This window comes from Listeria costaricensis (assembly GCF_900183385.1).
GTDB classification, from domain to species: Bacteria; Bacillota; Bacilli; order Lactobacillales; family Listeriaceae; genus Listeria; species Listeria costaricensis.
In genome coordinates this window covers 143,279-167,251 of the sequence record NZ_FXUT01000007.1, presented here as the reverse complement: position 1 = coordinate 167,251, position 23,973 = coordinate 143,279, and the positions used below count along the sequence as shown (strand labels likewise).

Sequence of the window (23,973 nt, the reverse complement as noted above, 5' to 3'; positions counted from 1 at the left end):
GGAGTAGGGATGTTTAACCATGAGACCGTTCTTTTGCATGAAACAGTAGACATGCTTGAGATCGACCCAAACGGCATCTACGTTGACTGCACGCTCGGCGGCGCAGGACATACGAGATATTTAATAGAGAAGCTTGATAAGGGGCATGTTTTCGCATTTGATCAGGACATCACGGCCATTCAAAATGCTGAAAATGTTCTGCAGGATGTACGCGAAAAAGTCACATTTATCAAAGCGAACTTTCGGGAGCTGAAAACTGAACTCGAAAAACAAGGGGTTACACAAGTAAATGGCATTTTATATGATTTAGGTGTTTCTTCACCGCAGCTCGATGTGACAGAACGTGGTTTCAGTTATCATCATGATGCGCCGCTCGACATGCGGATGGATCAAAGTCAGCCACTATCGGCAAGAGAGGTCATCAATGAATGGGACTACAATGATTTAGTCAAGATTTTTTTTCGTTACGGCGAAGAAAAGTTTTCCAAACAAATCGCTCGTGAAATTGAAAGACGTCGAGCGGTCAGACCTATTGAAACGACTGGCGAACTTGTGGACATTATTAAAACAGCTATACCGGCACCGGCCAGAAGAAAAGGCGGGCACCCGGCAAAACGGATTTTCCAAGCTGTAAGAATTGCCGTCAATGATGAACTAGGGGCAGTAGAAGCGTCTTTAAAAGATGCACTTTCCCTGCTAAAAAGTGGTGGCCGAATCAGCGTCATTACTTTCCATTCATTAGAAGACCGCATTACCAAGCAAATGTTTAAAGAAGTGACAAGCACACGGGATTTACCACCCGGCTTGCCAATGATTCCAGATGAGTATCAGCCGGAATTCAAACTAGTGACACGAAAACCGATACTTCCGAGTGAAGCAGAACTTGCTCAGAATAATCGCGCACGTTCCGCCAAGTTGCGGGTAATCGAAAAATTGTAGATAATAGCCACGGCCAAAGAAAAGTTTATGAACAGTAGGAGTTGAAAGTATGAGTAATGTAGCCTACAAACCAAATATCGAACGCGAACATGTACATACGAGACAGCCTGAACCGAAAAAGCAGATTTTAAGACGCGGAAAGATCACACTTGGTGAAAAAATGATCATCATTACCGCAGTTGTAGTGATTGCATTCTTTGCTTTTAAAATGGTCAGCGTTCAGGCATCGATTTACAATGTCAACAAAGATATTCAGACGAGCGAAGAGAAAATTGTAGACCAGAAAAAAACAAATGAAGACTTAAAGGTCCAAGAAAAACAACTGAGCAGCTATGACCGGGTGCTAGATAAGGCGAAGAAAGACGGCTTGAAACTAGACGGTGATAATGTGAAAGTGGTGGACGGTAAATGAAACGGCGTATAGGAAACATGAGGAGAGGCGCTCTCGTACTATTTATCTTTTTTGCTGCGCTTTTCCTCATTGTAACCGGCCGTTTTCTTTATTTAGAGATTACGGGCATGGCTAATGGACAACCGCTTGCCGCAGAAGCAGCCCAGCAGCATCAGAAAAGTCAAGTCATTGAAGCAAATCGCGGATCAATCCTAGATCGTAATGGAGATGTCATTGCCGAGGATACAGCGACTTATACGCTTGCAGCTGTAGTTTCCAATAAAACAGCGAACGGGACAGACAATCCGATGTACGTCAAAGATAAAGAAAAAACAGCCAAAGTACTAGCCAAATATATTCCGATGAGCGAAGAGGATATTTTGAAACGCCTCAACACGAAAGATGCCTATCAGGTGGAATTCGGAAAAGCGGGCAAGAATCTCTCCAGCGAAACGAAAGAAAAGATCGAAGCGGAAAATCTACCGGGACTGACCTTTACACGGACGCCGCAACGGTTTTATCCGAACGGTACTTTTTCTTCCCAACTGATTGGGTTTGCTCAGCAGCAGGAAAATAAGGACGGCTCGACGACACTTGAAGGCAAGATGGGGATCGAGCAAAGTTACAATGATGTTTTAAATGGTAAAAATGGAAAAGTCACCTACAGTACGGATAGTTCGGGCTACATTTTGCCGAATGCTGATAAGAATGTCAAAGAAGCTGAGGATGGCAGTGACATTCAGCTGACGATTGACAAGAAAATCCAGACTTTCTTGGAAGACACGATGTCGACCGTTCAGGAAACCTATAATCCGAAAAATATGATGGCAGTTGTCATGAATCCAAAAACAGGTGAAATCTTGGCGATGAGTCAGCGTCCTTCTTTTAATCCGGAAGATCGTTCAGGCCTTGATTCCAGCAGTGATGGAATTTGGCAGGACTTGCCAGTCGAATATGCCTATGAGCCGGGTTCTGTTATGAAGATCTTTACGTTGGCGTCTGCGATTGACAGCGGCGTCTATGATCCCAATGCTTATTACCAGTCCGGTACCTATAAAGTAGGGGATATCACCATCCATGACCATAACAATGGGGTTGGCTGGGGAAATATCACTTACCGGGAAGGGGTCGAGCGTTCCAGTAACGTCGCCTTTGCCAATTTGCTGGATAAAATGGGAACAGATACGTTTTACAGCTATTTGACAAAATTCGGCTTTGGTCAAAAAACCGGCATTAATTTGCCGAATGAAGCCACCGGGCAGATTCTTTATAACTATCCAGTTGAAAAAGTAACGACCGCATTTGGACAAGGTACGACCGTCACAATGATGCAAATGATTCAAGGGGCATCAGCCATTGCCAGCGATGGAAAAATGAAGCAGCCCTATGTCGTCTCTTCTGTGACAGATCCCAATACCGGCAAATCAGATACAACCAAAACTACCGTGACAGGGCAACCGATTTCTGCTGAGACTGCCAAAAAGACACGAGAAGAATTGACCTATGTTGTAAATGGTGAGAACGGGACAGGGAAGCTTTACCAAATTCCCGGCTATACAGTGGCAGGGAAAACCGGTACTTCTCAAATTCCAGATCCGACAACCGGTAAATACATGACCGGCGATGACAATTACATTTTCTCTTTCATGGGCATGGCCCCAGCGGATGATCCTGAACTTGTCATGTATGTGACCATTCAACAACCACAGCTGAAGACCGGTCAAACAGGCGGTCAGGCAGTAGCAGATGTTTTCAACCCAGTGATGAAAAACAGTTTGCAATATATGAATATTGAACCAGCTGATCAAGCCAAATTAAATTCCGTTTCCGTACCAGATGTAACAAGTAAATCTGTAGATGATGCCAAAAAGGCCATTTCAGATGCTGGCCTTGAGCCGGTCATTGTGGGTAACGGACAGAAAATCGTGCAGCAAAGCTCGGCTTCAGGAGATAAGGTCTTGCAAGGTGGCAAGGTGATTCTGATGACTGACGGCGATATGACGATGCCAGACATGACGAGCTGGTCGAAGGATGATGCGCTCAAAGTGTCAGAAATTACTGGCGTGCCGTTCACCTTTAGCGGCTCGGGTTACGTCACGAAGCAAAACATTTCAGCTGGCAGTGTCATTAATGAAGCATCCAAAGTCGAAATTACGCTTGGAAACCCAGCTGATATTTCTACCTATAATCAAAATCATGATACCAGCTCCACTGACAGTTCAGACAGCGGAACAGATATCAATGAAAATGCCGGTGTAGGAGACCTTCTTACAACCGGTGGCGGATAAGTAAATTTTATAGCTCCCTTTGCATCAGCCGGGGGAGCTATTTATCCTATGGAAATGACCCGTTGTTTTTGCTAAGATAAAGAAGGAACTTTGACATCTTCGTTTTAGCAAAAATTGCTGGAAAACAGAAGTTTAGAGGAGATGGACGTTAAAGTGAAAGCAAAAGAATTGATTCAGGTGCTGGCGCTCTACCGGGGCGAGGTGGCAGATGACCTTGAAATTACAGCGATCGAACAGGACAGCCGCCGCGTAAAGCCAGGAACACTTTTTATTTGTATTGATGGCGAGGTAGTGGATGGTCACGATTTCGCTCAAAAAGCCGAAGAACTGGGTGCAAGTCTCATTATTGCGGAAAAGGAAGTACCCGTCTCCATTCCTACGCTCTTGGTACGCGACTCCAAACGAGCAATGGCGCAACTGGCAGACGTTTTTTATCATCATCCCAGCCAAAAGTTGAAGCTGATCGGCGTGACCGGAACGAATGGCAAAACGACCGTTACGCATTTGATTGAGCGAGTTCTGGCGGATCATGGCGAAAAAACAGGTCTGATCGGCACCATGTATCGTAAAATCGGGGATCAGATTTTCCATACGATTAATACGACACCAGATAGTCTGACCTTGCAAAAAACATTTGCTGAAATGATCGACGCTGATGTAACCAGTGCGGTGATGGAAGTTTCCTCACATGCGCTCGTACAGGGACGCGTTTATGGCAGTGACTATGATGTGGCCGTTTTTACCAACTTGTCACAAGATCATTTGGATTATCATCATACAATGGAAGAATATGCACAGGCTAAAAGCTTGTTGTTTGCGCAATTGGGCAATCGTTACAGTCGGTCGGCACCGAAATATGCCGTTCTAAATGCGGATGATCCGGTTTCAAAGCTGATGCAAAGAGCCACAGCTGCACCGATTTTAACGTATGGGATCGATCAGGAGGCAGATTTTCGCGCGCGCGACATCCAAGTCCGCAGCACAGGTTCAACTTTTGAACTGGTAACGCCTTTTGGTACTGAACAAGTAGCGATCAAAATGGCTGGCAAATTCAGTATCTACAATATGCTGGCTGCTCTAACCGCTTGCTTTGCATTAGGCGTGCCTTATGAGCAGGCGATAGAAAGTCTTGGTGAAGTGGAGGGCGTGGCCGGCCGGTTTGAACTCGTCCATGCAGGGCAGGATTTCCCAGTTATTGTCGATTATTCGCATACACCGGACGGACTGCTGAATGTCTTAGAAACCATCGATGAATTTGCTGAAAAACGTGTCTTTTGTGTCGTGGGCTGTGGTGGCGACCGAGATAAAGGCAAGCGTCCCAAAATGGCCCGAATTGCCGTTCAGTATGCAACAAACCCGATTTTCACTTCCGATAATCCGCGGACCGAAGACCCAGAAGCCATTATTCAGGATATGCTGGCAGGTGTTGAGGGAGACGATTATGTCGTAAAAGTTGATCGACGTGAGGCAATTGAATATGCAGTCAGTCAGGCGGCTACCGGAGATGTGATTTTGATTGCCGGAAAGGGCCATGAAGATTATCAAATTATTGGAACAACCAAAATCGATTTTGATGACCGAGTGGTTGCGCGGGAAGCTATTGAAAAAAAGCAACAACTCGACTAAAATAAAAAAAGGTTAACAGGCTTTTAGGAGCTGCCGCGATTTTGCGGTTAAAAAGATTGGAGAGAAGATTGTGTCACTATACATGCTAGTATCAACACTTGCGATAGCGTTTGTCATTACGGTGATCGGCGTACCTTTATTCATCCCGTTTCTGGTTAAATTGAAATTTGGCCAAAGCATTCGGGAAGAAGGACCAAAATTACATGAAAAAAAATCCGGGACACCTACAATGGGGGCTGTTGTTTATTTGACCGCGATTGTGATCAGTTATGTGCTCATCTCGCTGATCAGCGGCACCTTTACTTCGGCAACTTGGCTGCTGCTTTTGGCGCTTGTCTTATTCGGGATTCTCGGATTTCAAGATGATTACATCAAGGTGGTCAAAAAGAGGAATCTAGGCCTGACCAGTAAACAGAAGTTTTTCGGGCAAGTGGGGATCGCCGTTATTTTCTATATCGGCTATCTGCTAGCTGGCTATCCGAATACGATCAACATTCCCTTTACTTCAATCGAACTGCATCTTAGTTATTTCTTTGTACTGTTCGTTCTTTTCTGGCTGGTTGGTTTTTCCAATGCGGTCAATTTGACAGATGGACTTGATGGGCTGGTTTCAGGCTTGTCGAGTATTGCTTTTCTGGCTTTCGGGCTGATCGCCATCTATCAAAAGGAATTTTCCGTCGCTCTATTCTGCTTTGCCGTTGTCGGCGGCATGCTTGGATTTTTAATTTTCAATAAGAATCCGGCGAAAATCTTTATGGGCGATACCGGCTCGCTGGCACTGGGTGGTGCGATTGCCGCCGTGTCGATCCTTTTGAAACAGGAATGGCTGCTGCTTTTGATCGGGATTGTTTTTGTGATCGAGACGGCTTCTGTTATGCTTCAAGTGGCTTACTTCAAAATTTCTGGCGGTAAGCGGATTTTCCGAATGACGCCCATCCATCACCATTTTGAACTGGGCGGTTGGAAAGAGTGGCGTGTCGTACTGACTTTCTGGGCAGTAGGACTTGTCGGTGCAATTTTAGCTATTTTAATGGTCATGCTTTAAAAATAATCGAAGCGTCGTGCAGCTCGTTTTTTAATGAGTTTTGCTGACGCTTTCGGTCGTTTCTTTGTAAAATAAAAAGGTCTACTAAAATTTGGGGGAAGAGTTAAATGAAAAATATTGAAAATTATTATCATAAAAAAATTCTTGTTCTCGGTCTCGCAAAAAGTGGCGTTTCGGCAGCCGGCTTGCTTCATAAGCTTGGCGCATTCGTAACAGTCAATGATCGGCAGCCATTCAGCGAAAATCCAGAGGCACAAGGGCTTTTGGAACAAGGCATCAAAGTGATCTGCGGCAGCCATCCCATCGAGCTACTTGATGAAGGCTTTGAACTGATCGTCAAAAATCCGGGGATTCCCTATAATAATCCCATGATTGAAAAAGCTCGTAAGCTGAACATCCCTGTTATCACAGAGGTCGAACTGGCTTACCAGATTTCTGAGGCACCCATCATCGGCATTACAGGAACAAACGGTAAAACAACCACCACAACCATCATTCATCATATGATCAACCAGCAGAAAAAAGGAACCTCCTTGCTCGCTGGGAATATTGGTTTTCCTGCTTCTGCTGTGGCCGAGGAAGCGACAAGCGAACAGTATATCACAATGGAACTCAGCTCCTTCCAGTTGATGGGGATTGAATCTTTCCATCCGCAAATTTCTGTGATTACGAATATCTATGAAGCGCATCTTGATTATCATAAAACACGTGATGAGTATGTAATGGCCAAATGGAACATCCAAAAAAATCAGACTGCTGACGATTTTCTTGTGATCAATTGGGATCAAGGGGAGCTGCAAAATCTGACAAAAGGCACGAAAGCAACCGTGATTCCATTTTCGACCACTCAGCGACTTGAAAAAGGGGCCTATGTGAAGAACGGTCAACTGATGTTTAATGATGAAGTTATCGGCGAGCGGGATGATATTTTGCTACCGGGGGACCATAACCTTGAAAATATTCTGGCATCTATTGCAGTTGCCAAAACAATCGGTATTTCCAGCGAAGCGATCATGCAAGTGCTGGAAACGTTCAAAGGTGTGCCGCACCGGACGCAATTTGTCACAGAACTATCCGGCCGTAAATTTTATAATGATTCCAAGGCAACGAATATCCTAGCAACTCAAAGTGCGCTTAAAGGTTTCAAACAGCCGGTAATTTTACTTGCCGGTGGGCTTGATCGCGGAACCGAATTTGATGAGTTACGCCCGTTCTTAAAAAATGTAAAAGAGCTGATCGTCTTTGGCGAAACGGCAGAAAAAATTGCGCGAATCGGCAAGGAAGCCGGTGTGTCAGTGCAATTTGTTGAAAATGTCGAAAAAGCTGTGCCAGTTGCATTCAAGGCTTCTGCTTCCGGCGATGTCATTTTGCTTTCACCGGCCTGTGCGAGCTGGGATCAGTATCGGACATTTGAAGTTCGCGGGAATGCCTACATGGAAGCAATCGAAACATTAGCTAAAGAGGTGGAACAATGAAAGTTGTTGTAAGCGGTGGGGGGACAGGCGGCCATATTTATCCGGCGCTAGCCTTTATTCGTCGATTTAAAGAAATGTATCCTGAAACAGAATTCCTATACATCGGAACAGAAAAAGGACTCGAAGCCGATATCGTGCCTCGTGAAAATATCCCTTTCCGTTCCATCGAGATCACAGGGTTCAAACGTAAAATATCCGCTGAAAATATCAAAACAGTCATGCGTTTTCTTAAAGGGGTCAAAAAAAGCAAACAAATGCTGCGGGAATTCCAACCAGATGTTGTCATCGGCACCGGCGGTTATGTTTGCGGGCCAGTTGTTTATGCAGCTGCCAAGTTGGGCATTCCAACACTGATTCATGAACAAAACAGTGTGGCCGGACTGACGAATAAATTCTTAAGTCGTTATGCGGACAAAGTGGCGATCTGTTTTGAAGAGGTCAGTGATTCATTTGCCTCGGAAAAGATTGTTTTTACCGGCAATCCGCGTGCATCCGAGGTGATTGGCGTTGAACCGGGAACAGTTTTGACCGAATATGGTCTTGAAGCTGATCTACCAACCGTGCTTGTTTTTGGCGGTAGTCGCGGTGCGCGGGGGCTCAATGAAGCGGTTGACAGAGCATTGCCTGATTGGCAGGGGAAAGATTACCAGCTTCTCTATGTGACAGGTGATGTTCACTATGACAAAGTGAAAAATTCAGAAGCTGCTCGAAATAGTGGGGAACACGTTAGCATCCAGCCATTTGTTTATGACATGCCGCGTGTTTTGAACGCCGTGGCACTAGTAGTTTCACGGGCGGGTGCTACAACGTTGGCGGAACTTACCGCGCTAGGTGTTCCAAGTATTTTGATACCGAGTCCTTATGTCACAGCAAATCATCAGGAACAAAATGCGCGCTCGCTTGAGAAAAATGGAGCAGCTGTCGTAATTACGGAAAGTCGTCTTCCAGAAGTGAATTTAATGCAAGAAATTGACCGTATTATGGCAAGTGAAGAAACTTTGTCAGATATGAAGTACCGTGCAAAAGAACTTGGAAAACCAGACGCCAGTACTAAACTTGTAGAAACAGCCATTGAAATTATCCGCTAAGAAAACCTATTTGTGCGAAAGGAGGTCTGAATAAAATGGCAGAAAACCGAAAAGTTGTTTCCATCGAAAAACGCATCCCGGAACTGAAAAAATATCGACGTAAGAAATTGATTCGTCATCTAGCCATTTTAATCGGCTTTTTCGCGATTTTAATTTTAATTACGCTTTACTTTATTTCACCGTACAGCAAGGTTGATACGATCTACGTTTCGGGAAATCGGCAGCTGACGGAAGATGAAGTACGGAAGGCAAGCGGCATTGAGCAGGGTGAGTACGTTTTTGCGATTAATAGTGACAATGTTTCTGACCAGCTTGAGAAAAATAAGCTGATCAAAAAGGCAAAAGTGGAAAAATCAGGCGTCAATGATTATCGAATTTCAATCACTGAAAATAAAACGGTTGGCTATGAAGAAAAAGATGGCGGCTACTACGACATTCTTGAAAACGGCGTTATGCTGGATAGCAAGAAATCCAGCTTCCCCATGGGAAATGAGCCGCTTTTTGTAGGCTTCAAGAATGGCCAGGTATTAAAAGATATGGTCAGCCAGTTGAATAAGCTCGATGAAGATATTCAAGGGGCCATCTCGGAGATTCATCTTGAGCCCACTGATTCTGACCCGGAACATATCAGGCTGTATATGAATGACGGCAATCAAGTCGTAGCATCCATTGACTCCTTTGCAGATAAGATGCAATACTATCCGTCCATCGCGGCCCAGCTGAATGATGGGCAAAGAGGTGTCATCGATATGGAAGTCGGTTCTTATTTTCAGAGCTATTACAAACAAAATGAAGAAAAAAAGCAGGGAAAGAGTGAATAAAGCATGCTCCTCCCTTGCTTGATCTTTAAAAATAGGAACAGACATTCTTATTTTTACAAATTTAAGAAATTATTCTGAAAAACTTATTAAAATTTGTCCTTTGTGCTTTAATTACGGGGATTGTTAGTGTAGACTGTAAATAAGTGATTTTGTATAATCATGTTGAGAAAAAGTCAACTACTTTTTGTCAGCACCGGAAAAAATGGATATTTTTACATAGCCATTGTGCATAAAACGGCAAAGAATTGGACACAGTGCCAATAAAACATGAATAGATAATGATAAGAAAAATGAATTTGGACTAAAGGAGGTGCCGATAAGTGGGAGATAGCGAAATTTATGTAAGTTTAGATATAGGAACATCTTCAGTAAAAGTCATCATTGCAGAAATGGCGGATGACAGACTCAATATTATCGGTGTGGGAAATGTTAAATCACAGGGGATTAAAAAAGGCATCATAATAGATATCGACAAGACAGTTGATTCCATTAGACAAGCCATTTCACAAGCGGAACGTATGGTGGGTGTGGAAATATCTCAAGTCATCGTCGGAATCGTCTCCAATCAGGTCACACTGGAAGCATGTCGTGGGATTGTTGCGGTAAATAGTGAAAATCGCGAAATCACAGATGAAGATGTCTGGAATGTCATGGATGCTGCTCAGGTTGTGCCGCTTAGTCCTGAACGGGAAATCATTAATATACTTCCTGATCAGTATATTGTGGACGGCCTTGATGGAATTACAGATCCGCACGGCATGATTGGTGTACGCCTTGAAATGGAAGGAACATTGATTACAGGCTCCAAAACGATTTTACATAATACACTTCGTTGTGTGGAACGTGCCGGCCTTGAAGTGGCAGAGATTGCGCTACAGCCGTTAGCCGAATCTTCCATTTCAATGACAGAAGATGATAAGGAATTCGGAACAGCCCTGATTAATGTGGGGGCAGGAACGACAACGATTAGCGCCTTCCAGAATGGTAAACTGCTTTACACGTCGGTCATTCCTGTTGGTGGCGATAATATTACCAAGGATCTATCGCTTGGACTGAACACCTCAACGGCCACTGCTGAAAAAATCAAACTTGAACATGGCTATGCTTTTTATGATGATGCTTCTCAGGATGAAGTTTTTGCTGTCAATGTGATTGGTTCTGAAACGCAGCAGCATTTTAATCAGCTTGAGATTGCGGATATCATTGAAGCCAGAATGGAAGAAATTTTCAACCTTGTAATGAACGATCTGAACCGGGTAGGCATTACGCATTTGCCGGGCGGATTTGTTTTGACAGGGGGGACGATGGCCATTCCGGGCGCTGTAGATCTTGCAGCGAAAACTTTAAATGCCCATGTACGGCTTGCGATTCCAGATTATATTGGCGTTCGAGATCCTTCCTTTACAACGGCTGTCGGTCTCATTCAATATGCTTGCCAGCTGGCAGAACTTGAAGGGCGCGATTTAAGTTCACAAACCGAAGAATCTTCTTATGACGAAGAGCAGCCTAGAGAATCTAGAACAACGAAACAACCTAAACCTAAAAAATCAGACGAAGAGAAAGTTTCAACAAAAATGAAGAATTTCTTTGGCGCCTTTTTTGAATAGTACCGGGAAAACCTCGGAGTGATAGACAATAGATGAAATTTCTGGAATTAGGAGGAAGTTAATATGTTAGAATTTGACACAAGTTCTGAAAGCTTGGCAACAATAAAAGTGATTGGTGTTGGCGGTGGCGGCAACAATGCGGTCAACCGAATGATCGATCACGGTGTGCAGGGTGTAGAATTTATTTCCGTTAATACGGATGCGCAGGCACTCAACCTGGCAAAATCTGAAACAAAACTTCAAATTGGTGCCAAATTGACACGCGGTTTAGGCGCTGGTGCAGTTCCTGAAATCGGAAAAAAAGCAGCAGAGGAAAGCCGCGAACAAATTGAAGAAGCCTTGAAAGGGGCCGATATGGTATTCGTGACTGCCGGAATGGGCGGTGGTACTGGAACTGGTGCTGCACCAGTCATTGCAACCATCGCGAAAGAAATGGGCGCTTTGACAGTGGGTGTGGTCACTCGTCCATTTGGATTTGAAGGACCAAAACGTTCCAAACAAGCTGTTTCTGGAACTGAGGCAATGAAAGAAGCGGTCGACACATTGATTGTAATTCCGAATGACCGCCTGCTTCAAATCGTAGATAAAAATACGCCAATGCTGGAAGCTTTCCGGGAAGCAGATAATGTGCTTCGTCAAGGTGTGCAAGGGATTTCTGATTTGATCGCCGTACCAGGACTGATCAATCTAGACTTTGCCGATGTGAAGACGATCATGACAAATCGCGGTTCAGCGCTTATGGGAATTGGTATTGCAACAGGAGAAAATCGTGCGGCAGATGCAGCGAAAAAAGCGATTTCCTCGCCACTGCTTGAAACAAGTATTGATGGGGCTAAGGGTGTCTTGATGAATATTACAGGCGGCTCGAACCTCAGCTTGTATGAAGTGCAGGAAGCAGCTGAAATCGTGGCTGGCGCTTCGGATCCAGATGTTAACATGATTTTCGGTTCGGTCATTAATGATGAATTGAAAGACGAATTGATTGTGACAGTGATTGCGACTGGTTTTGATGAAGCCAAACAAGCACAGCAGGCAGCTGCACGCAGACCGGCTCAACAACAAATTCAAGTCAATCGCCCGAACTATGCAACACAACAGCAACCGGCTTATGAAGAACCAAAACAATCGGCACAAGAAGACAACTACGTGCAGCCAGAATCTGGCCAAGGCGCGCAAGATGTAGATGTGCCAGCATTTATCCGTAACCGCAATCGCCGCGGTAAATAATAGTACTCCTGCTCCCGGCCATGTATATGACCGGGTAAGCGCCTATTTAGAGCAAAATGTTTAGGCGAAAATCGAGCGGGAAAATAGTAAGGTGATTCAAATGACAAAACAACAAAACTTAGCGGATGTCTCAAGCCGTATAGAAGCAGCCTGTCTGAAAGCAAACCGGAAACCGGATGATGTGGCGCTTGTTGCCGTCACAAAAACGATTGATGCTGCGGGCATTGAAGAGCTGTATTCGCTAGGGTTACGTAACTTTGGTGAAAACCGTGTGGATGTGTTCTTGGAAAAGGTCGAAGCACTGAAGGCACATCCAGGGATTAAATGGCATTTTATCGGTTCTTTGCAGACGCGTAAAGTTCGTCAGGTGCTACCGCATATCGATTATCTGCATTCGCTGGACAGACCATCGCTTGCAGCTGAGATTGAAAAGCGTGCCGAGCGTGATATTGACTGTTTCTTAGAAGTGAATATTTCTGGTGAAGCATCTAAACACGGTTTTACAAAAGAAGAAGCGATTGAATTTTTAACCGAAGCTTCTTTTCAACATATTCGGATTATTGGCCTGATGACGATGGCACCCCTTACCCAGGACGAAACCGAACTGCATCAAGTTTTTCACGAACTGAAAGAATTGCAGCAAAGAGTGGCATCTCTTGACTTGAACCGAGTCCCTTGTACTGAATTATCAATGGGAATGACAAATGATTACGAGATCGCGATCCAAGAAGGTGCTACATATATCAGAGTTGGTCGAGCATTAGTGAACGACGAAATTGTGGAGGTGTAAACTATGGGACTTTCTAATAAGTTCAAGTCTTTTTTCTTTCTAGATGAAGAAGGCGAAGAGTATTACGAAGAAGAAGTGGTTCAACAACAAGCAGAGCCGACACCGAAGAAAAGCAAGAAAGAAAATCGCTTTCAAGCTGTAAAAGAGACGGAACAGAAGGTGGTAAGCATGCAAGGAGCCCAGTATTCCAGTCGTATGGTGCTAGCTGAGCCGCGTGTATATGCGGAAGCGCAGGAACTAGCGGATTATTTGAAGGAATATAAAACGGTCGTGGTGAATTTGCAGCGAATCAGTCATGATCAGGCAATTCGAATTGTGGACTTTTTAAGCGGAACCGTTTATGCTTTAGGTGGAGACATTCAGCGTGTCGGAAATAATATTTTCCTTTGCACACCGGATAATGTCGAAGTAGATGGCTCGATCTCTGAAATGATCGAGGAACAAGACTTTATGTAACTTAAGAGAGAGGTTGAACGAAATTTGCAAATGTTTCTTTATCAAGTGGTAGAGGTTGTACTTTTCATTATTCGCTATTTGCCGACGGTCATGTTCATTTATTTCCTGATGAGTTGGTTTCCTGGGGCACGCGAATCGAAAATCGGTCAATTTCTGGCGCGCATCTTTGAGCCGATTTTGGAACCGTTTCGGAAAATCATCCCGCCAATTGGCATTTTTGATATCTCATCACTGATTGCCTTTATTCTTTTTCAATATGCCATGTCGGTCCTTACGAATCTGATTCAGGCATATGTTATACCGATGCTGTTTTAAAGCCTTTGAAGTCGACCAACTGGTTCGGCTTTTTCTTTTGCAAAAAAATCATGAAACAAAATGAAAACGAATTGACTGAAAACGTGGTATAATTGAACCAATAAAAGGAGAGGGAAGAGACGTCATGGAAGGAATTTATCAACATTTTCGCGAAGAAGAAATTCCATTTATCGATCAGATGCTCAGTCTGGCCGTTCAGGTGGAGGATGAATATGCTCCAAAGCTGACGCATTTCTTGGATCCGCGGCAGTGCTTCATTTTGGAGACTGTGGTGGGGGGCTATGCCAATCTTCGCGTGTCATTTTTCGGTGGTAGTCCGGTCACAGAACGCAAGCGGGCGCTGATTTATCCGGATTATTATACACCGGAAGAGGGAGACTATGAGATCACTTTATTTCATATCCGCTATCCGGTCAAATTTACAACCTTAACGCATCCTAAAATTTTGGGCACCTTAATGTCACTCGGTCTTAAGCGAGAACTGTTTGGTGACATCGTGAATAGCGGTGATGAATGGCAGATTTTTCTGGCAACCGAAATGAAGGATTTTATTAGCGGGCAACTAGATAAAATTGGCAAAGTGAATGTCATGCTGGAAGAGGTACCACTTGATCAGGCCATTTTGATCGATCTGATTTGGGAAGAAATGGGGACGACGGTTTCTAGTATGCGGCTTGATGCGCTTCTAAGCAGTGCCCATAATCTGTCGCGCCAAAAGGCCAAGCAGCTGATCGCGGCGGGACTCGTCAAGGTGAACTGGAAAACGATCGAGAATCCTGATTTTGAATGTGAGGAAGAAGACATCTTGTCAGCGCGCGGCTATGGGCGAATCAAGATTATCGCGCGGCATGGCAAAACGAAAAAAGATAAGATTCGGTTGGAAATCGGATTTCTAAAATAAACGTGCAGCAAAATCCTGAATGAGGGGGACTTTGCTGCACGTTTTAACTTTGAGCAAGCATTCGATTCAGTGCTGCAAGAGCGTCGGTTGTTGTCTGCTTGTCCACTTGGATTTGGTGGATGACTTCACCTTGATTGAGCTTTTCAAGCGCAAACAACAGATGCGGCAAGTCGATCCGGTTCATTGTCATACAGGGGCAGGTGAAAGGATTGAGGGAAACGATTTTTTTATCTGGATGAGCTTGGATGATGCGGCCGACAAGATTGGCTTCGGTGCCGATCGCCCATTCACTGCCAGCAGGCGCATTTTCAATCGTGTCGACAATCTTTTTGGTAGAACCCGCCATGTCGGCCGCTTGCACTACTTCATAGGGGCATTCTGGATGAACGATGATTTGCATGGCGGGGTGATTTTTGCGGATAGCGGCAATATTTTTTAATGTGAAATGCTGGTGGACGGAACAGTAGCCCTTCCATAAAATCACTTGGAGACGGTCATCCGAAGTTTGCACGTCTTCCAGCTCTTGGCGAATGGGATTCCAAATAGCCATCTCGTCGAGCGGTATGCCAAGCTCAGCGGCAGTATTGCGACCAAGGTGCTGATCCGGCAAAAAGAAAATGCGCTTTTTCTGAGTGAGTGCATGCTGGACGATCTGCCTTGCATTACTACTTGTCACCGTTGTGCCGCCGTGACTGCCTACAAAAGCTTTGATAGCAGCCGTCGAGTTGATATAGGTAATCGGCATGATCGTATCGCCAAACCTTTCCAAAAGACGCGGCCAGGCCTGTTCGAGCTGATAAATATCCGCCATGTCGGCCATTGAACAGCCGGCTCGCAGATCAGGAAGAATCACTTTTTGCGTATCGTCTGTCAGCATGTCGGCTGTTTCCGCCATAAAATGCACGCCACAAAAAACGATGTAGCGGGCTTTTTTATTTTGAGCGGCGGCTTGGGCTAATTGGAGGGAGTCGCCAATGCTGTCGGCAAACTGGACAACCTCATCCTTTTGGTAGTGGTGGCAGGGAATAAAAAGTGCTTCGCCGAACTTTTGCCGGATGGCTTGGACGCGCTTGCTCATTTCTTTTGCCGATAGATGATGGTAACTTTCCGGTAACAGCTCATTCACGGCTTCTTCCAGTAGGTTCATCTATTTTTCCCCCTTATAATTAAAGCTGATGTCAAGTGCCTGAACGGAATGGGTCAAAAAGCCGAGCGACAATGAATCGGCTCCCGTTCCTCGGTAACTCGGCAAGTTGCGCATCGTAATCCCACCGGAAATTTCGGTTTGGATGGATGCAGGGACGAGTGGCTGCCAGCTTTTGATTTCTTCCGGTGTACGATTGTCGAACATGATGATGTCTGCCTCAGCTGCAATGGCTTCGAGCAGTTGGGCCTTCGTTTCCACTTCCACCTCGATTTTGACCATTTGACCGGCGGCAAGGCGTGCTGCTTTGACCGCTTCCCGAATGCCGCCAGCAAAAGCAATATGGTTGTCTTTCAGCATGATGCCATCATAGAGACCAAAACGGTGATTGGTTCCGCCGCCAACGCTCACCGCATATTTATCGAACATGCGCAGGCCGGGTGCGGTTTTGCGCGTATCTGTAATCCGAATGGCCGGGTCGTCGAGTGTTTTCACGGCCTGACTTGTCAATGTGGCAATGCCGCTCATTCGCTGCATCAAGTTTAAAATAACCCGTTCGGCACTAAGCAGTGTACGGACTGGCCCTCGTACAGTCAGCAACTCGTCGAGCGGTTCAACCTGATCGCCGTCTTGCTTGATTTTTGTGACGGAAACCTGACCGCCCAAAAGTTCATAGGCTACTTCTGCCAGATCGACTCCTGCTAGGATTCCTGTAGCTTTGGCGATGAACACGCCTGTACCTTGCTGCCGGTCCGTGAAAATCGCGCTGGCAGAAAGATCTTCCTGCTGGATGTCTTCCGTTAAAAAAGTGGCTAATTTTTGTTTGACTAAAAGGGGATTCATTCCTTCATGACCTCATTTCAATTTCAGTTTGGCGCAACTGAGTGAGCGCATTTTCTGCCATTCTGGCTGCTAAGATACACATATTGCGGCGTTCAAGCGTATCGCTGTCCACTACCTGGCAACTAGGAAAAGAATAGGCCTTTAGAAAGGACAAGAGATGCTCTAAGGACTCCTCTGAACGTTCGATGCCAAGTGCTTGCCGGACTTTTTCTTGAAGCAGTGTTCGCTCTGGCAAACTCACTCCGCCAGACAGGCAATCCTTTTTTGGAATGATCGCCATTTTTTTGTGCGAAATTGTTGTCCGCTTGATCTGATCGGCCGCTCGTTTGCTGAACACAAAGGCTTCCAAAAGAGAGTTGCTGGCTAAGCGATTGCTGCCATGAACCCCAGTAGAAGCGGCTTCACCAATGGCATACAGATCTGGAACGCTCGTTTGACCGGATAAATTGGTGGCTATTCCGCCCATCAAAAAATGAGCGCCCGGTTGTACGGGTATTTTTTTCGTCTGCCGGAAAGGCTCCTGATTTTCGTCCAGCATCGCCGTAATGTGTGGGAATTTTGCTTCAAAGTCGGTTACTTTTGACAGGTCGAGAAAGATCGAACAGCCGGCATTTTGCGCCCGGAATAAGACCTTGGAAACAATATCGCGCGGAGCAAGATCTGCTAACGGGTGCTCGCCTGCCATTAAGGCGCGGCCGCTTTGATCAACAAGAACAGCCCCCTGTCCACGAACGGCTTCCGACACAAGCCCGACCGCACGCCCATTGGCAAAATAAAGCGTTGGGTGAAATTGGATTGCGCTTAGATCACGGATGGCGGCTCCTACCTGAATAGCCATGGCGATACCGTCTCCGGTAATGGAAGCATCATTACTCGTGTTGCCGAAAAGCTGACCGGCGCCACCTGTCGCGATAATCAGATGGTCGCAGTGATAGAAGTGGCAGTGCCCGTCTTTAGTTGTGAACGTCCGGATGCCCGCCGCGTGCCCATCTTGATCCAGCAGAATCGAGCTGGCCATTTCATAGGTGTGAAGCTTTACGGAAGCAGGGAAGCGGTCATGCAAAAAACGCGTCAACAGAAGGCCCGTCTGATCACCACCGGCATGCAAAATTCGCGGCGCCGAATGAGCCCCTTCCAAGCCGAAAAGCAGTTTCCCATTTGGCGTGCAGTCAAAAAGGAATCCCGCTTGTCGCAGCTCCTCGATAATGTGCGGCGCTTCTTCTACCAACAGCCGGACAGCCTTGCGGTTATTTTCAAAATGTCCGGCAATCAAGGTATCACGGTAGTGTGACAGCGGCTCGTCATCTGGATGAACGGCTGCTGCGATGCCGCCTTGTGCTAAAGCAGAGTTGGAAGCCAGTAGCGCTGATTTTGTGAATATGTGAACATCGTAATCCTCTGCCAGTTCGAGTGCCGCTTGACTTCCAGCGATCCCGGCGCCAAGGATGATTACTTTTTCTTTTGCCAAGTTGCTTCACCTTCTTATGGAAAAATACCTGATTTTCAAGTACAATCATTATGTTATGACAGGTGTCTTGTCATCTAGTTTCACATAAAATTGAAAAAAAGACAAGTGTTAATTGTGAGGGGGACGAAAAATGATTTATTTAGATCATGCAGCCACGACGAAAATGAGTGATTTGGCACTGAAAACTTATACAGAGACAGCGGCGCGATTTTTTGGCAACACGGAAAGTCTTCATGACAGCGGGACAGATGCGGCGCGTTTACTCGCTATATGCCGCAAGAGGTGGGCGGAGTTGCTGGAAGTACCGCAAGATGGACTAATTTTTACAAGTGGCGGAACGGAAAGCAACCAATTGGCGATCGAAACGATTCTTTTACATACGGATAAAAAAGAAATTGTGGTGTCGCCGCTTGAACATGCTTCCATTTGGCAAAAGCTCACGCAGTTGGAGGATAGGGGCTATCACATTCGTATTCTCCCAGTTTCACAAGCAGGAGAAATTGATTTGACGGCACTCGAAAAGCTTTTGTCTGATGAAACGGCGCTAATGATCGTGCAGCATGTCCATTCAGAAACTGGCGCTGTTCAGGATGCCGATCGACTGCAGCAATTGGCGAAGGAAAAGCGGGTCTTTCTGCATATGGATCTGGTGCAAGGCTTTGGCAAGGCAGATTTTCGACCGAGCGGGGTGACGAGTTTCAGTATTTCCTCGCACAAGATATACGGGCCAAAGGGGACGGGGCTTCTTTATCTGAATCCGGCGCACATTTGGCAAAAAGAAATGCCGCATGTCCATCATGAAAACGGGTATCGTGCGGGAACGGTTGATTTACCGGCTATTTCTGCCTTTACGGCTGCTGCTTGTGCTATAATGGAGGAGTATCCGGCAGAGGTTGCCCGAATTGGCCGCTTCAAAAAACAGCTGCTGCAAGAACTGGATCCGCAGATAAACGTTTTGGCCGAAGAAAATGGATCGCCCTATATTTTGGGGATGATTTTGCCACACGCACTGGGAGAGGAGGCGCTGCTTTATTTTAATGAGCGGGGTCTGCAAATTTCGACCGTTAGTGCCTGCAGCCTGCGAGATCCCGAACCTTCGCGTGCGCTTCTTTCGATGGGCTATACGAAAGAGGAGGCGGAACGATTTATTCGTTTTTCGTTTGGTGCGTCGAATCGTGTGCAGCAAATCGAGCCGATCAGACAAGTATTGACCTCATTTTTAGCAAAAGGAAGTGAACGGGGATGAGAAAATTATTAGGAGAAGAGCGCCGAGAAGCCATCATTGCATGGCTGAAGGAAACAGAGGAGCCCATTTCCGGCAGCGAGATCGCGAGAAGAACGAATGTCAGCCGTCAAGTCATTGTTCAGGATGTATCGCTTCTTAAGGCGATGAATCAGCCGATCATGGCCACGCCACAAGGGTATATTTTGATTGATGAAGAGAAGTCGAAGCGGGAACGTCGGGTGATTGCCTGTCGCCATACGCGTGCGGAGACCGAGGCCGAGTTGAACATTCTAGTCGATCATGGGGTATCGGTGATTGACGTCATTGTGGAACATCCGATTTACGGAGAGATGACCGGCTCGCTACATTTGAACAGCCGTTTTGATGTCGAAAAATTTGTTCGCAAACTGATGACAACGAGTGCCAGTCTGCTTTCAGGGCTGACAGACGGACTACATCTTCACACGATTGAAGCGGACAGCAAGGAACAGCTTGAAAAAGCAATTGCGGCGCTGGATGCTGCTGGTTTTCTTGTTCGCTAATTTTTCACTAGTCGAGACTTTTCATTATGTGTTAACTGTGTTAAAATGAAAATTAGACTAGCGAATTGTGAATTTTTTCGTGAGAAGGTAAATCATTTTTCGGATTTATTTTCTAAAAATCATACGGAGGTGTAATTATGCCATTATCTCCACTGGACATACATAATAAAGAATTTACCCGTGGTTTTAGAGGTTATGATGAGGATGAGGTAAATGATTTCCTTGATCAGATCATTAAGGACTATGAACAAGTCATTAAAGAGAAAAAGCGGCTTGAAGATACACTGAACAATAGTGAAGAGCGCTTGGGACATTTTACGAATATTGAAGAAACACTAAATAAATCGTTGATCGTTGCGCAAACAGCCGCTGAAGAAGTAAAACAATCTGCTGACAAGGAAGCTAAGCTGATTATTCGTGAAGCTGAAAAAAATGCTGACCGGATTTTGAGCGATTCGCTTTCCAAAGCACGCAAAATTGCGATTGAAATTGAGGACTTGAAGCGTCAATCTAAAGTTTTCCGTGAGAGACTGCGGATGCTTGTAGAAGCGCAAATGGACCTCATTAAAAGTGATGACTGGCAGCAAATGATGGAATATGATGTGGATGCGACGGAGCTTTCCAGTATCAAAGAATTTCATGATGAAGCCAAGGAATCTAATAACGATTAAAAACAGTGAAACGAGACAAGTAGTTTTTTCTAAGACAGATGAAAGCGAACTGGTGATGGTGTGAGACCAGTAATCTGATGAAAAGACGAAATCACTCGAATAGTTCTGATGCTGAATTTTTAGTAAGCATTGGCGTACCAGGCGTTAACGGGCCGAAGTGGGCAATTTTTTTCAGAAGTTGTCAACAAGGGTGGTACCGCGATAAATCTCGTCCCTTTTTTGGGGAGGGGATTTTTTTGTTGGTGTTAGTAGAAAACGAGTGACGGCAGTTATTGCTATGAAATGAAGCCTATGAGCCTATTTAAAATGAAACTTCAATAAAACCAATAAGTAGAGGAGCGTCAAAATGGAATACAAAGAAACCTTACTCATGCCGAAAACGGCCTTCCCAATGCGCGGCAATTTGCCAAATAAGGAGCCTGAATGGCAAGCGAAATGGGAAAAAGAAGACCTTTATCACAAAATCCAAGAAAAAAATGCAGGGCGTAAAACTTATATCCTGCATGATGGACCGCCGTATGCGAATGGAGAACTGCATATGGGGCATGCCATGAACAAGACGATTAAAGACTTTATCGTTCGCTATAAATCGATGGCCGGCTTCCGTTCACCGTATGTACCTGGTTGGGACACGCACGGTTTGCCAATTGAAACAGCGCTGGCAAAAAAAGGCGTTAAACGGAAAGAAATGTCTGTGGCAGAATTCCGCAAGCTTTGTGCTGAATATGCCTATAAGCAAGTGGATCTTCAACGTACCGGCTTTAAACGCCTCGGTGTGAACGGTGATTGGGAAAATCCATATATTACGCTGACACCAGATTATGAAGCGGAACAAGTGAAAGTTTTTGGTGAAATGGCGAAAAAAGGCTATATCTACAAAGGGAAAAAACCGGTCTACTGGTCGCCTTCCAGTGAATCAGCCTTGGCAGAAGCCGAAATTGAATATCACGATAAAAAGTCTGCCTCTATTTTTGTGGCATTTGATGTAACAGATGGAAAAGATGTGCTGGAACCAGGTACGAAAATTGTGATCTGGACGACGACACCTTGGACAATTCCTGCCAACATGGCGATCACGGTCAATCCTGAACTGACGTATGTTGTGGTCAATGTGGCTGGTGTGAAATATGTAGTGGCAGAAGCACTGCTTGCCGGTTTGAAAGAAACTTTCCACTGGGAAGATGCGGTAGTGGAAAAAACGTTGCGCGGATCTGAGCTTGAATATGTGGTAACGAAGCACCCGCTTTATGACCGTGATTCACTTGTGATTAATGGGGATCATGCGACAGCTGAAGCAGGTACTGGGGCAGTCCATACAGCACCTGGACACGGGGAAGATGACTATCTGGTCGGCAAAAAATATGATCTTGAAATTCTGGCACCGCTGAACGATAGAGGTGTCTTTACGGAAGAAGCACCAGGCTTTGAAGGTATGTTTTATGATGATGCCAATAAAGTTGTCACAGAGAAATTGAAAGAGTGTGGCGCTTTATTGCATATGGAATTTATTACGCACTCGTATCCACATGACTGGCGGACGAAAAAACCAGTGATTTTCCGGGCAACACCGCAATGGTTTGCATCGATCGACAAGTTCCGCGATGATCTTTTAAATGCCGTGCAAGATGTGACTTGGACGCCGGCATGGGGTGAAACGCGCCTTTACAATATGGTTCGTGACCGTGGCGATTGGGTCATTTCGCGTCAAAGAGCATGGGGCGTTCCGCTGCCGATCTTCTATGCGGAAAATGGTGAGCCGATCATCACAGACGAAACGATCACGCATATTGCCGATCTTTTCCGTGAACACGGTTCAAATATCTGGTTTGAAAAAGAAGCCAAGGAATTGCTGCCAGAAGGATTTACACATCCGGGCAGTCCAAACGGCGAATTTACAAAAGAAAATGACATCATGGACGTGTGGTTCGATTCAGGATCCAGCCACCAAGCCGTTTTGAACAGCCGTCCTGAACTCAGCTATCCGGCTGATCTATATATGGAAGGTTCCGACCAGTACCGCGGTTGGTTTAACTCATCGCTAACAACGGGTGTGGCTGTCATGGGACAAGCGCCTTACCGCAATGTGCTTAGCCACGGTTTTACAATGGATGGTGAAGGCCGCAAAATGAGTAAATCACTGGGCAATACGATCTTGCCTAGTAAAATCATCAACCAGCTTGGTGCAGATATCGTTCGTTTATGGGTTGCATCTGTTGACTATCAAGCCGATGTGCGGGTTAGTGATGACATCTTGAAACAGGTGTCGGAAGTTTACCGGAAAATCCGTAACACGATGCGCTTCCTGCTTGGAAATGTGAGTGATTTCAATCCAGCTGCTGATCGGGTGGCTTACGCGGATCTTCGAGAAGTAGACCAGTATCTGCTAATTAAATTGAACCGTTTGATCGAGACGGTACGCAATAGCTATGAGACATTTGAATTTTCAACAATCTATCATCAAGTCAATAATTTCTGTACAGTCGAGCTTAGCCAGTTCTATATGGACTTTGCCAAGGATGTTGTCTATATCGAGGCAGCTGACAGCCATGACCGTCGTGCGATGCAAACGGTGTTCTATGCTTGTGCAGATGCGTTGACGAAGCTACTCGCACCAATTTTGCCGCATACAACAGAAGAAGTATGGCATCATTTGAACGGGGAAGAAACTGATAGTATCCATCTGCAAGATCTGCCTGAAGCAGCGACATTTGCCGGTTCAGAGGCGCTGGAAACAAAATGGGACGCCTTTATGAAAGTGCGTGACGTCGTGCAAAAAGCTTTAGAAGAAGCACGAAATGAAAAACTGATCGGTAAATCGATGCTGGCAAAAGTGACTCTTTATGCAGATGAAGAAGCTACCGCCTTGTTTGAATCACTGGAAGGCGACTTTGCCCAGTTGTTTATCGTTTCGGATTTTGAAATGATTCAAGGCCTTGATAAAGCACCTGAAAATGCTGTCAAGAATGAGCATGTGGCAGTGAGCATTTCGGTAGCAGAAGGGGAAACCTGTGAACGCTGCCGTGTCGTGAAAAAAGATGTTGGGACGGATCCTGATCATCCGACACTTTGCGGACGCTGTGCGACGATTGTGAAAGAACACTATTAAAAACA

Annotated in this window: 21 protein-coding genes and 1 other annotated feature; of the genes, 18 read left to right on the top strand and 3 right to left on the bottom strand. The window is 45.4% G+C overall.

The features are described 5' to 3' along the window. Positions 1 to 9: 9 nt before the first annotated feature. The 14 genes from rsmH (at position 10) to CS921_RS06885 (ending at position 14,969) form a co-directional block, all read left to right on the top strand. Positions 10 to 939 (top strand): 16S rRNA (cytosine(1402)-N(4))-methyltransferase RsmH, encoded by a 930-nt coding sequence (gene rsmH / locus CS921_RS06950; RefSeq protein ID WP_099222357.1) that lies wholly within the window; start codon positions 10 to 12, stop codon positions 937 to 939. 49 nt (positions 940 to 988) lie between these two features. Beyond that, the gene (gene ftsL / locus CS921_RS06945; protein ID WP_099222354.1) at positions 989 to 1,351 is read left to right on the top strand and encodes a cell division protein FtsL; all 363 of its coding nucleotides are present in this window, start codon (positions 989 to 991) and stop codon (positions 1,349 to 1,351) included. Next, complete coding sequence (locus tag CS921_RS06940) at positions 1,348 to 3,618, top strand: penicillin-binding protein (protein ID WP_099222352.1); 2,271 nt, start codon at positions 1,348 to 1,350, stop codon at positions 3,616 to 3,618. Before ftsL ends, CS921_RS06940 begins: the two co-directional genes overlap by 4 nt. Before the next feature lie 153 nt (positions 3,619 to 3,771). Continuing rightward, complete coding sequence (locus CS921_RS06935) at positions 3,772 to 5,244, top strand: UDP-N-acetylmuramoyl-L-alanyl-D-glutamate--2,6-diaminopimelate ligase (RefSeq protein ID WP_121497041.1); 1,473 nt, start codon at positions 3,772 to 3,774, stop codon at positions 5,242 to 5,244. Between the two features lie 70 nt (positions 5,245 to 5,314). Then, positions 5,315 to 6,289 (top strand): phospho-N-acetylmuramoyl-pentapeptide-transferase, encoded by a 975-nt coding sequence (mraY, locus tag CS921_RS06930; protein WP_099222348.1) that lies wholly within the window; start codon positions 5,315 to 5,317, stop codon positions 6,287 to 6,289. A gap of 107 nt (positions 6,290 to 6,396) precedes the next feature. Then, entirely contained in the window at positions 6,397 to 7,764 is a 1,368-nt protein-coding gene (gene murD / locus CS921_RS06925; RefSeq protein WP_099222346.1) for a UDP-N-acetylmuramoyl-L-alanine--D-glutamate ligase, read from the top strand. Continuing rightward, complete coding sequence (murG, locus tag CS921_RS06920; RefSeq protein WP_099222344.1) at positions 7,761 to 8,852, top strand: undecaprenyldiphospho-muramoylpentapeptide beta-N-acetylglucosaminyltransferase; 1,092 nt, start codon at positions 7,761 to 7,763, stop codon at positions 8,850 to 8,852. Before murD ends, murG begins: the two co-directional genes overlap by 4 nt. 35 nt (positions 8,853 to 8,887) lie before the next feature. Further along, the gene (locus CS921_RS06915) at positions 8,888 to 9,673 is read left to right on the top strand and encodes a cell division protein FtsQ/DivIB (RefSeq protein ID WP_099222342.1); all 786 of its coding nucleotides are present in this window, start codon (positions 8,888 to 8,890) and stop codon (positions 9,671 to 9,673) included. Between the two features lie 320 nt (positions 9,674 to 9,993). Continuing rightward, positions 9,994 to 11,280 (top strand): cell division protein FtsA, encoded by a 1,287-nt coding sequence (gene ftsA / locus CS921_RS06910; protein WP_099222340.1) that lies wholly within the window; start codon positions 9,994 to 9,996, stop codon positions 11,278 to 11,280. A gap of 63 nt (positions 11,281 to 11,343) precedes the next feature. Then, positions 11,344 to 12,507: a cell division protein FtsZ gene (gene ftsZ / locus CS921_RS06905; RefSeq protein ID WP_099222338.1), complete on the top strand. Its 1,164-nt coding sequence runs from the start codon at positions 11,344 to 11,346 to the stop codon at positions 12,505 to 12,507. Positions 12,508 to 12,607: 100 nt separating this feature from the next. Further along, positions 12,608 to 13,297 carry a YggS family pyridoxal phosphate-dependent enzyme gene (locus CS921_RS06900; RefSeq protein WP_099222336.1) on the top strand — a complete coding sequence of 230 codons (690 nt, stop codon included), beginning with the start codon at positions 12,608 to 12,610 and terminating at the stop codon, positions 13,295 to 13,297. Between the two features lie 3 nt (positions 13,298 to 13,300). Beyond that, entirely contained in the window at positions 13,301 to 13,753 is a 453-nt protein-coding gene (locus CS921_RS06895; protein ID WP_099222335.1) for a cell division protein SepF, read from the top strand. 24 nt (positions 13,754 to 13,777) lie between these two features. Then, a complete protein-coding gene (locus CS921_RS06890) occupies positions 13,778 to 14,068 on the top strand; it encodes a YggT family protein (protein WP_099222334.1) in 291 nt (96 codons plus the stop codon). 124 nt (positions 14,069 to 14,192) lie between these two features. Further along, a complete protein-coding gene (locus tag CS921_RS06885) occupies positions 14,193 to 14,969 on the top strand; it encodes a YlmH family RNA-binding protein (RefSeq protein ID WP_099222333.1) in 777 nt (258 codons plus the stop codon). A 43-nt stretch (positions 14,970 to 15,012) separates the two neighbouring features. On the opposite strand, the gene nadA is transcribed toward CS921_RS06885, so the two are convergent. The 3 genes from nadA to CS921_RS06870 are packed head-to-tail and all read right to left on the bottom strand — an operon-like array spanning position 15,013 to position 18,424. Further along, positions 15,013 to 16,116, bottom strand: a complete 1,104-nt coding sequence (gene nadA / locus CS921_RS06880; RefSeq protein ID WP_099222332.1) for a quinolinate synthase NadA — start codon at positions 16,114 to 16,116, stop codon at positions 15,013 to 15,015. Beyond that, the gene (nadC, locus tag CS921_RS06875; protein ID WP_099222331.1) at positions 16,117 to 16,956 is read right to left on the bottom strand and encodes a carboxylating nicotinate-nucleotide diphosphorylase; all 840 of its coding nucleotides are present in this window, start codon (positions 16,954 to 16,956) and stop codon (positions 16,117 to 16,119) included. 4 nt (positions 16,957 to 16,960) lie between these two features. Continuing rightward, positions 16,961 to 18,424 carry an FAD-dependent oxidoreductase gene (locus CS921_RS06870; protein WP_099222330.1) on the bottom strand — a complete coding sequence of 488 codons (1,464 nt, stop codon included), beginning with the start codon at positions 18,422 to 18,424 and terminating at the stop codon, positions 16,961 to 16,963. 130 nt (positions 18,425 to 18,554) lie between these two features. On the opposite strand from CS921_RS06870, the gene CS921_RS06865 reads away from it, so the two are divergent. The 4 genes from CS921_RS06865 (at position 18,555) to ileS (ending at position 23,968) form a co-directional block, all read left to right on the top strand. After that, positions 18,555 to 19,670: a cysteine desulfurase family protein gene (locus tag CS921_RS06865; RefSeq protein ID WP_099222329.1), complete on the top strand. Its 1,116-nt coding sequence runs from the start codon at positions 18,555 to 18,557 to the stop codon at positions 19,668 to 19,670. After that, complete coding sequence (locus tag CS921_RS06860; RefSeq protein ID WP_099222328.1) at positions 19,667 to 20,191, top strand: transcription repressor NadR; 525 nt, start codon at positions 19,667 to 19,669, stop codon at positions 20,189 to 20,191. Before CS921_RS06865 ends, CS921_RS06860 begins: the two co-directional genes overlap by 4 nt. 137 nt (positions 20,192 to 20,328) lie before the next feature. Further along, the gene (locus CS921_RS06855; protein WP_099222327.1) at positions 20,329 to 20,862 is read left to right on the top strand and encodes a DivIVA domain-containing protein; all 534 of its coding nucleotides are present in this window, start codon (positions 20,329 to 20,331) and stop codon (positions 20,860 to 20,862) included. Beyond that, positions 20,859 to 21,081 (top strand) — a binding site (T-box leader). (Overlaps the previous gene by 4 nt.) 127 nt (positions 21,082 to 21,208) lie before the next feature. Then, positions 21,209 to 23,968, top strand: coding sequence for an isoleucine--tRNA ligase (gene ileS / locus CS921_RS06850; RefSeq protein WP_099222326.1), 2,760 nt, complete (start codon positions 21,209 to 21,211; stop codon positions 23,966 to 23,968). Positions 23,969 to 23,973 lie beyond the last annotated feature (5 nt).

Bases quoted from the DNA above. Each gene is read 5' to 3' on its own strand.
- CS921_RS06900 (WP_099222336.1), top strand. From the start codon at position 12,608: ATGACAAAACAACAAAACTTAGCGGATGTCTCAAGCCGTATAGAAGCA.
- ftsL (WP_099222354.1), top strand. From the start codon at position 989: ATGAGTAATGTAGCCTACAAACCAAATATCGAACGCGAACATGTACAT.
- CS921_RS06860 (WP_099222328.1), top strand. From the start codon at position 19,667: ATGAGAAAATTATTAGGAGAAGAGCGCCGAGAAGCCATCATTGCATGG.
- nadA (WP_099222332.1), bottom strand. From the start codon at position 16,116: ATGAACCTACTGGAAGAAGCCGTGAATGAGCTGTTACCGGAAAGTTAC.
- CS921_RS06865 (WP_099222329.1), top strand. From the start codon at position 18,555: ATGATTTATTTAGATCATGCAGCCACGACGAAAATGAGTGATTTGGCA.
- CS921_RS06915 (WP_099222342.1), top strand. From the start codon at position 8,888: ATGGCAGAAAACCGAAAAGTTGTTTCCATCGAAAAACGCATCCCGGAA.
- CS921_RS06855 (WP_099222327.1), top strand. From the start codon at position 20,329: ATGCCATTATCTCCACTGGACATACATAATAAAGAATTTACCCGTGGT.
- rsmH (WP_099222357.1), top strand. From the start codon at position 10: ATGTTTAACCATGAGACCGTTCTTTTGCATGAAACAGTAGACATGCTT.
- CS921_RS06940 (WP_099222352.1), top strand. From the start codon at position 1,348: ATGAAACGGCGTATAGGAAACATGAGGAGAGGCGCTCTCGTACTATTT.
- CS921_RS06895 (WP_099222335.1), top strand. From the start codon at position 13,301: ATGGGACTTTCTAATAAGTTCAAGTCTTTTTTCTTTCTAGATGAAGAA.
- murD (WP_099222346.1), top strand. From the start codon at position 6,397: ATGAAAAATATTGAAAATTATTATCATAAAAAAATTCTTGTTCTCGGT.
- ileS (WP_099222326.1), top strand. From the start codon at position 21,209: ATGGAATACAAAGAAACCTTACTCATGCCGAAAACGGCCTTCCCAATG.
- CS921_RS06885 (WP_099222333.1), top strand. From the start codon at position 14,193: ATGGAAGGAATTTATCAACATTTTCGCGAAGAAGAAATTCCATTTATC.
- ftsZ (WP_099222338.1), top strand. From the start codon at position 11,344: ATGTTAGAATTTGACACAAGTTCTGAAAGCTTGGCAACAATAAAAGTG.
- nadC (WP_099222331.1), bottom strand. From the start codon at position 16,956: ATGAATCCCCTTTTAGTCAAACAAAAATTAGCCACTTTTTTAACGGAA.
- murG (WP_099222344.1), top strand. From the start codon at position 7,761: ATGAAAGTTGTTGTAAGCGGTGGGGGGACAGGCGGCCATATTTATCCG.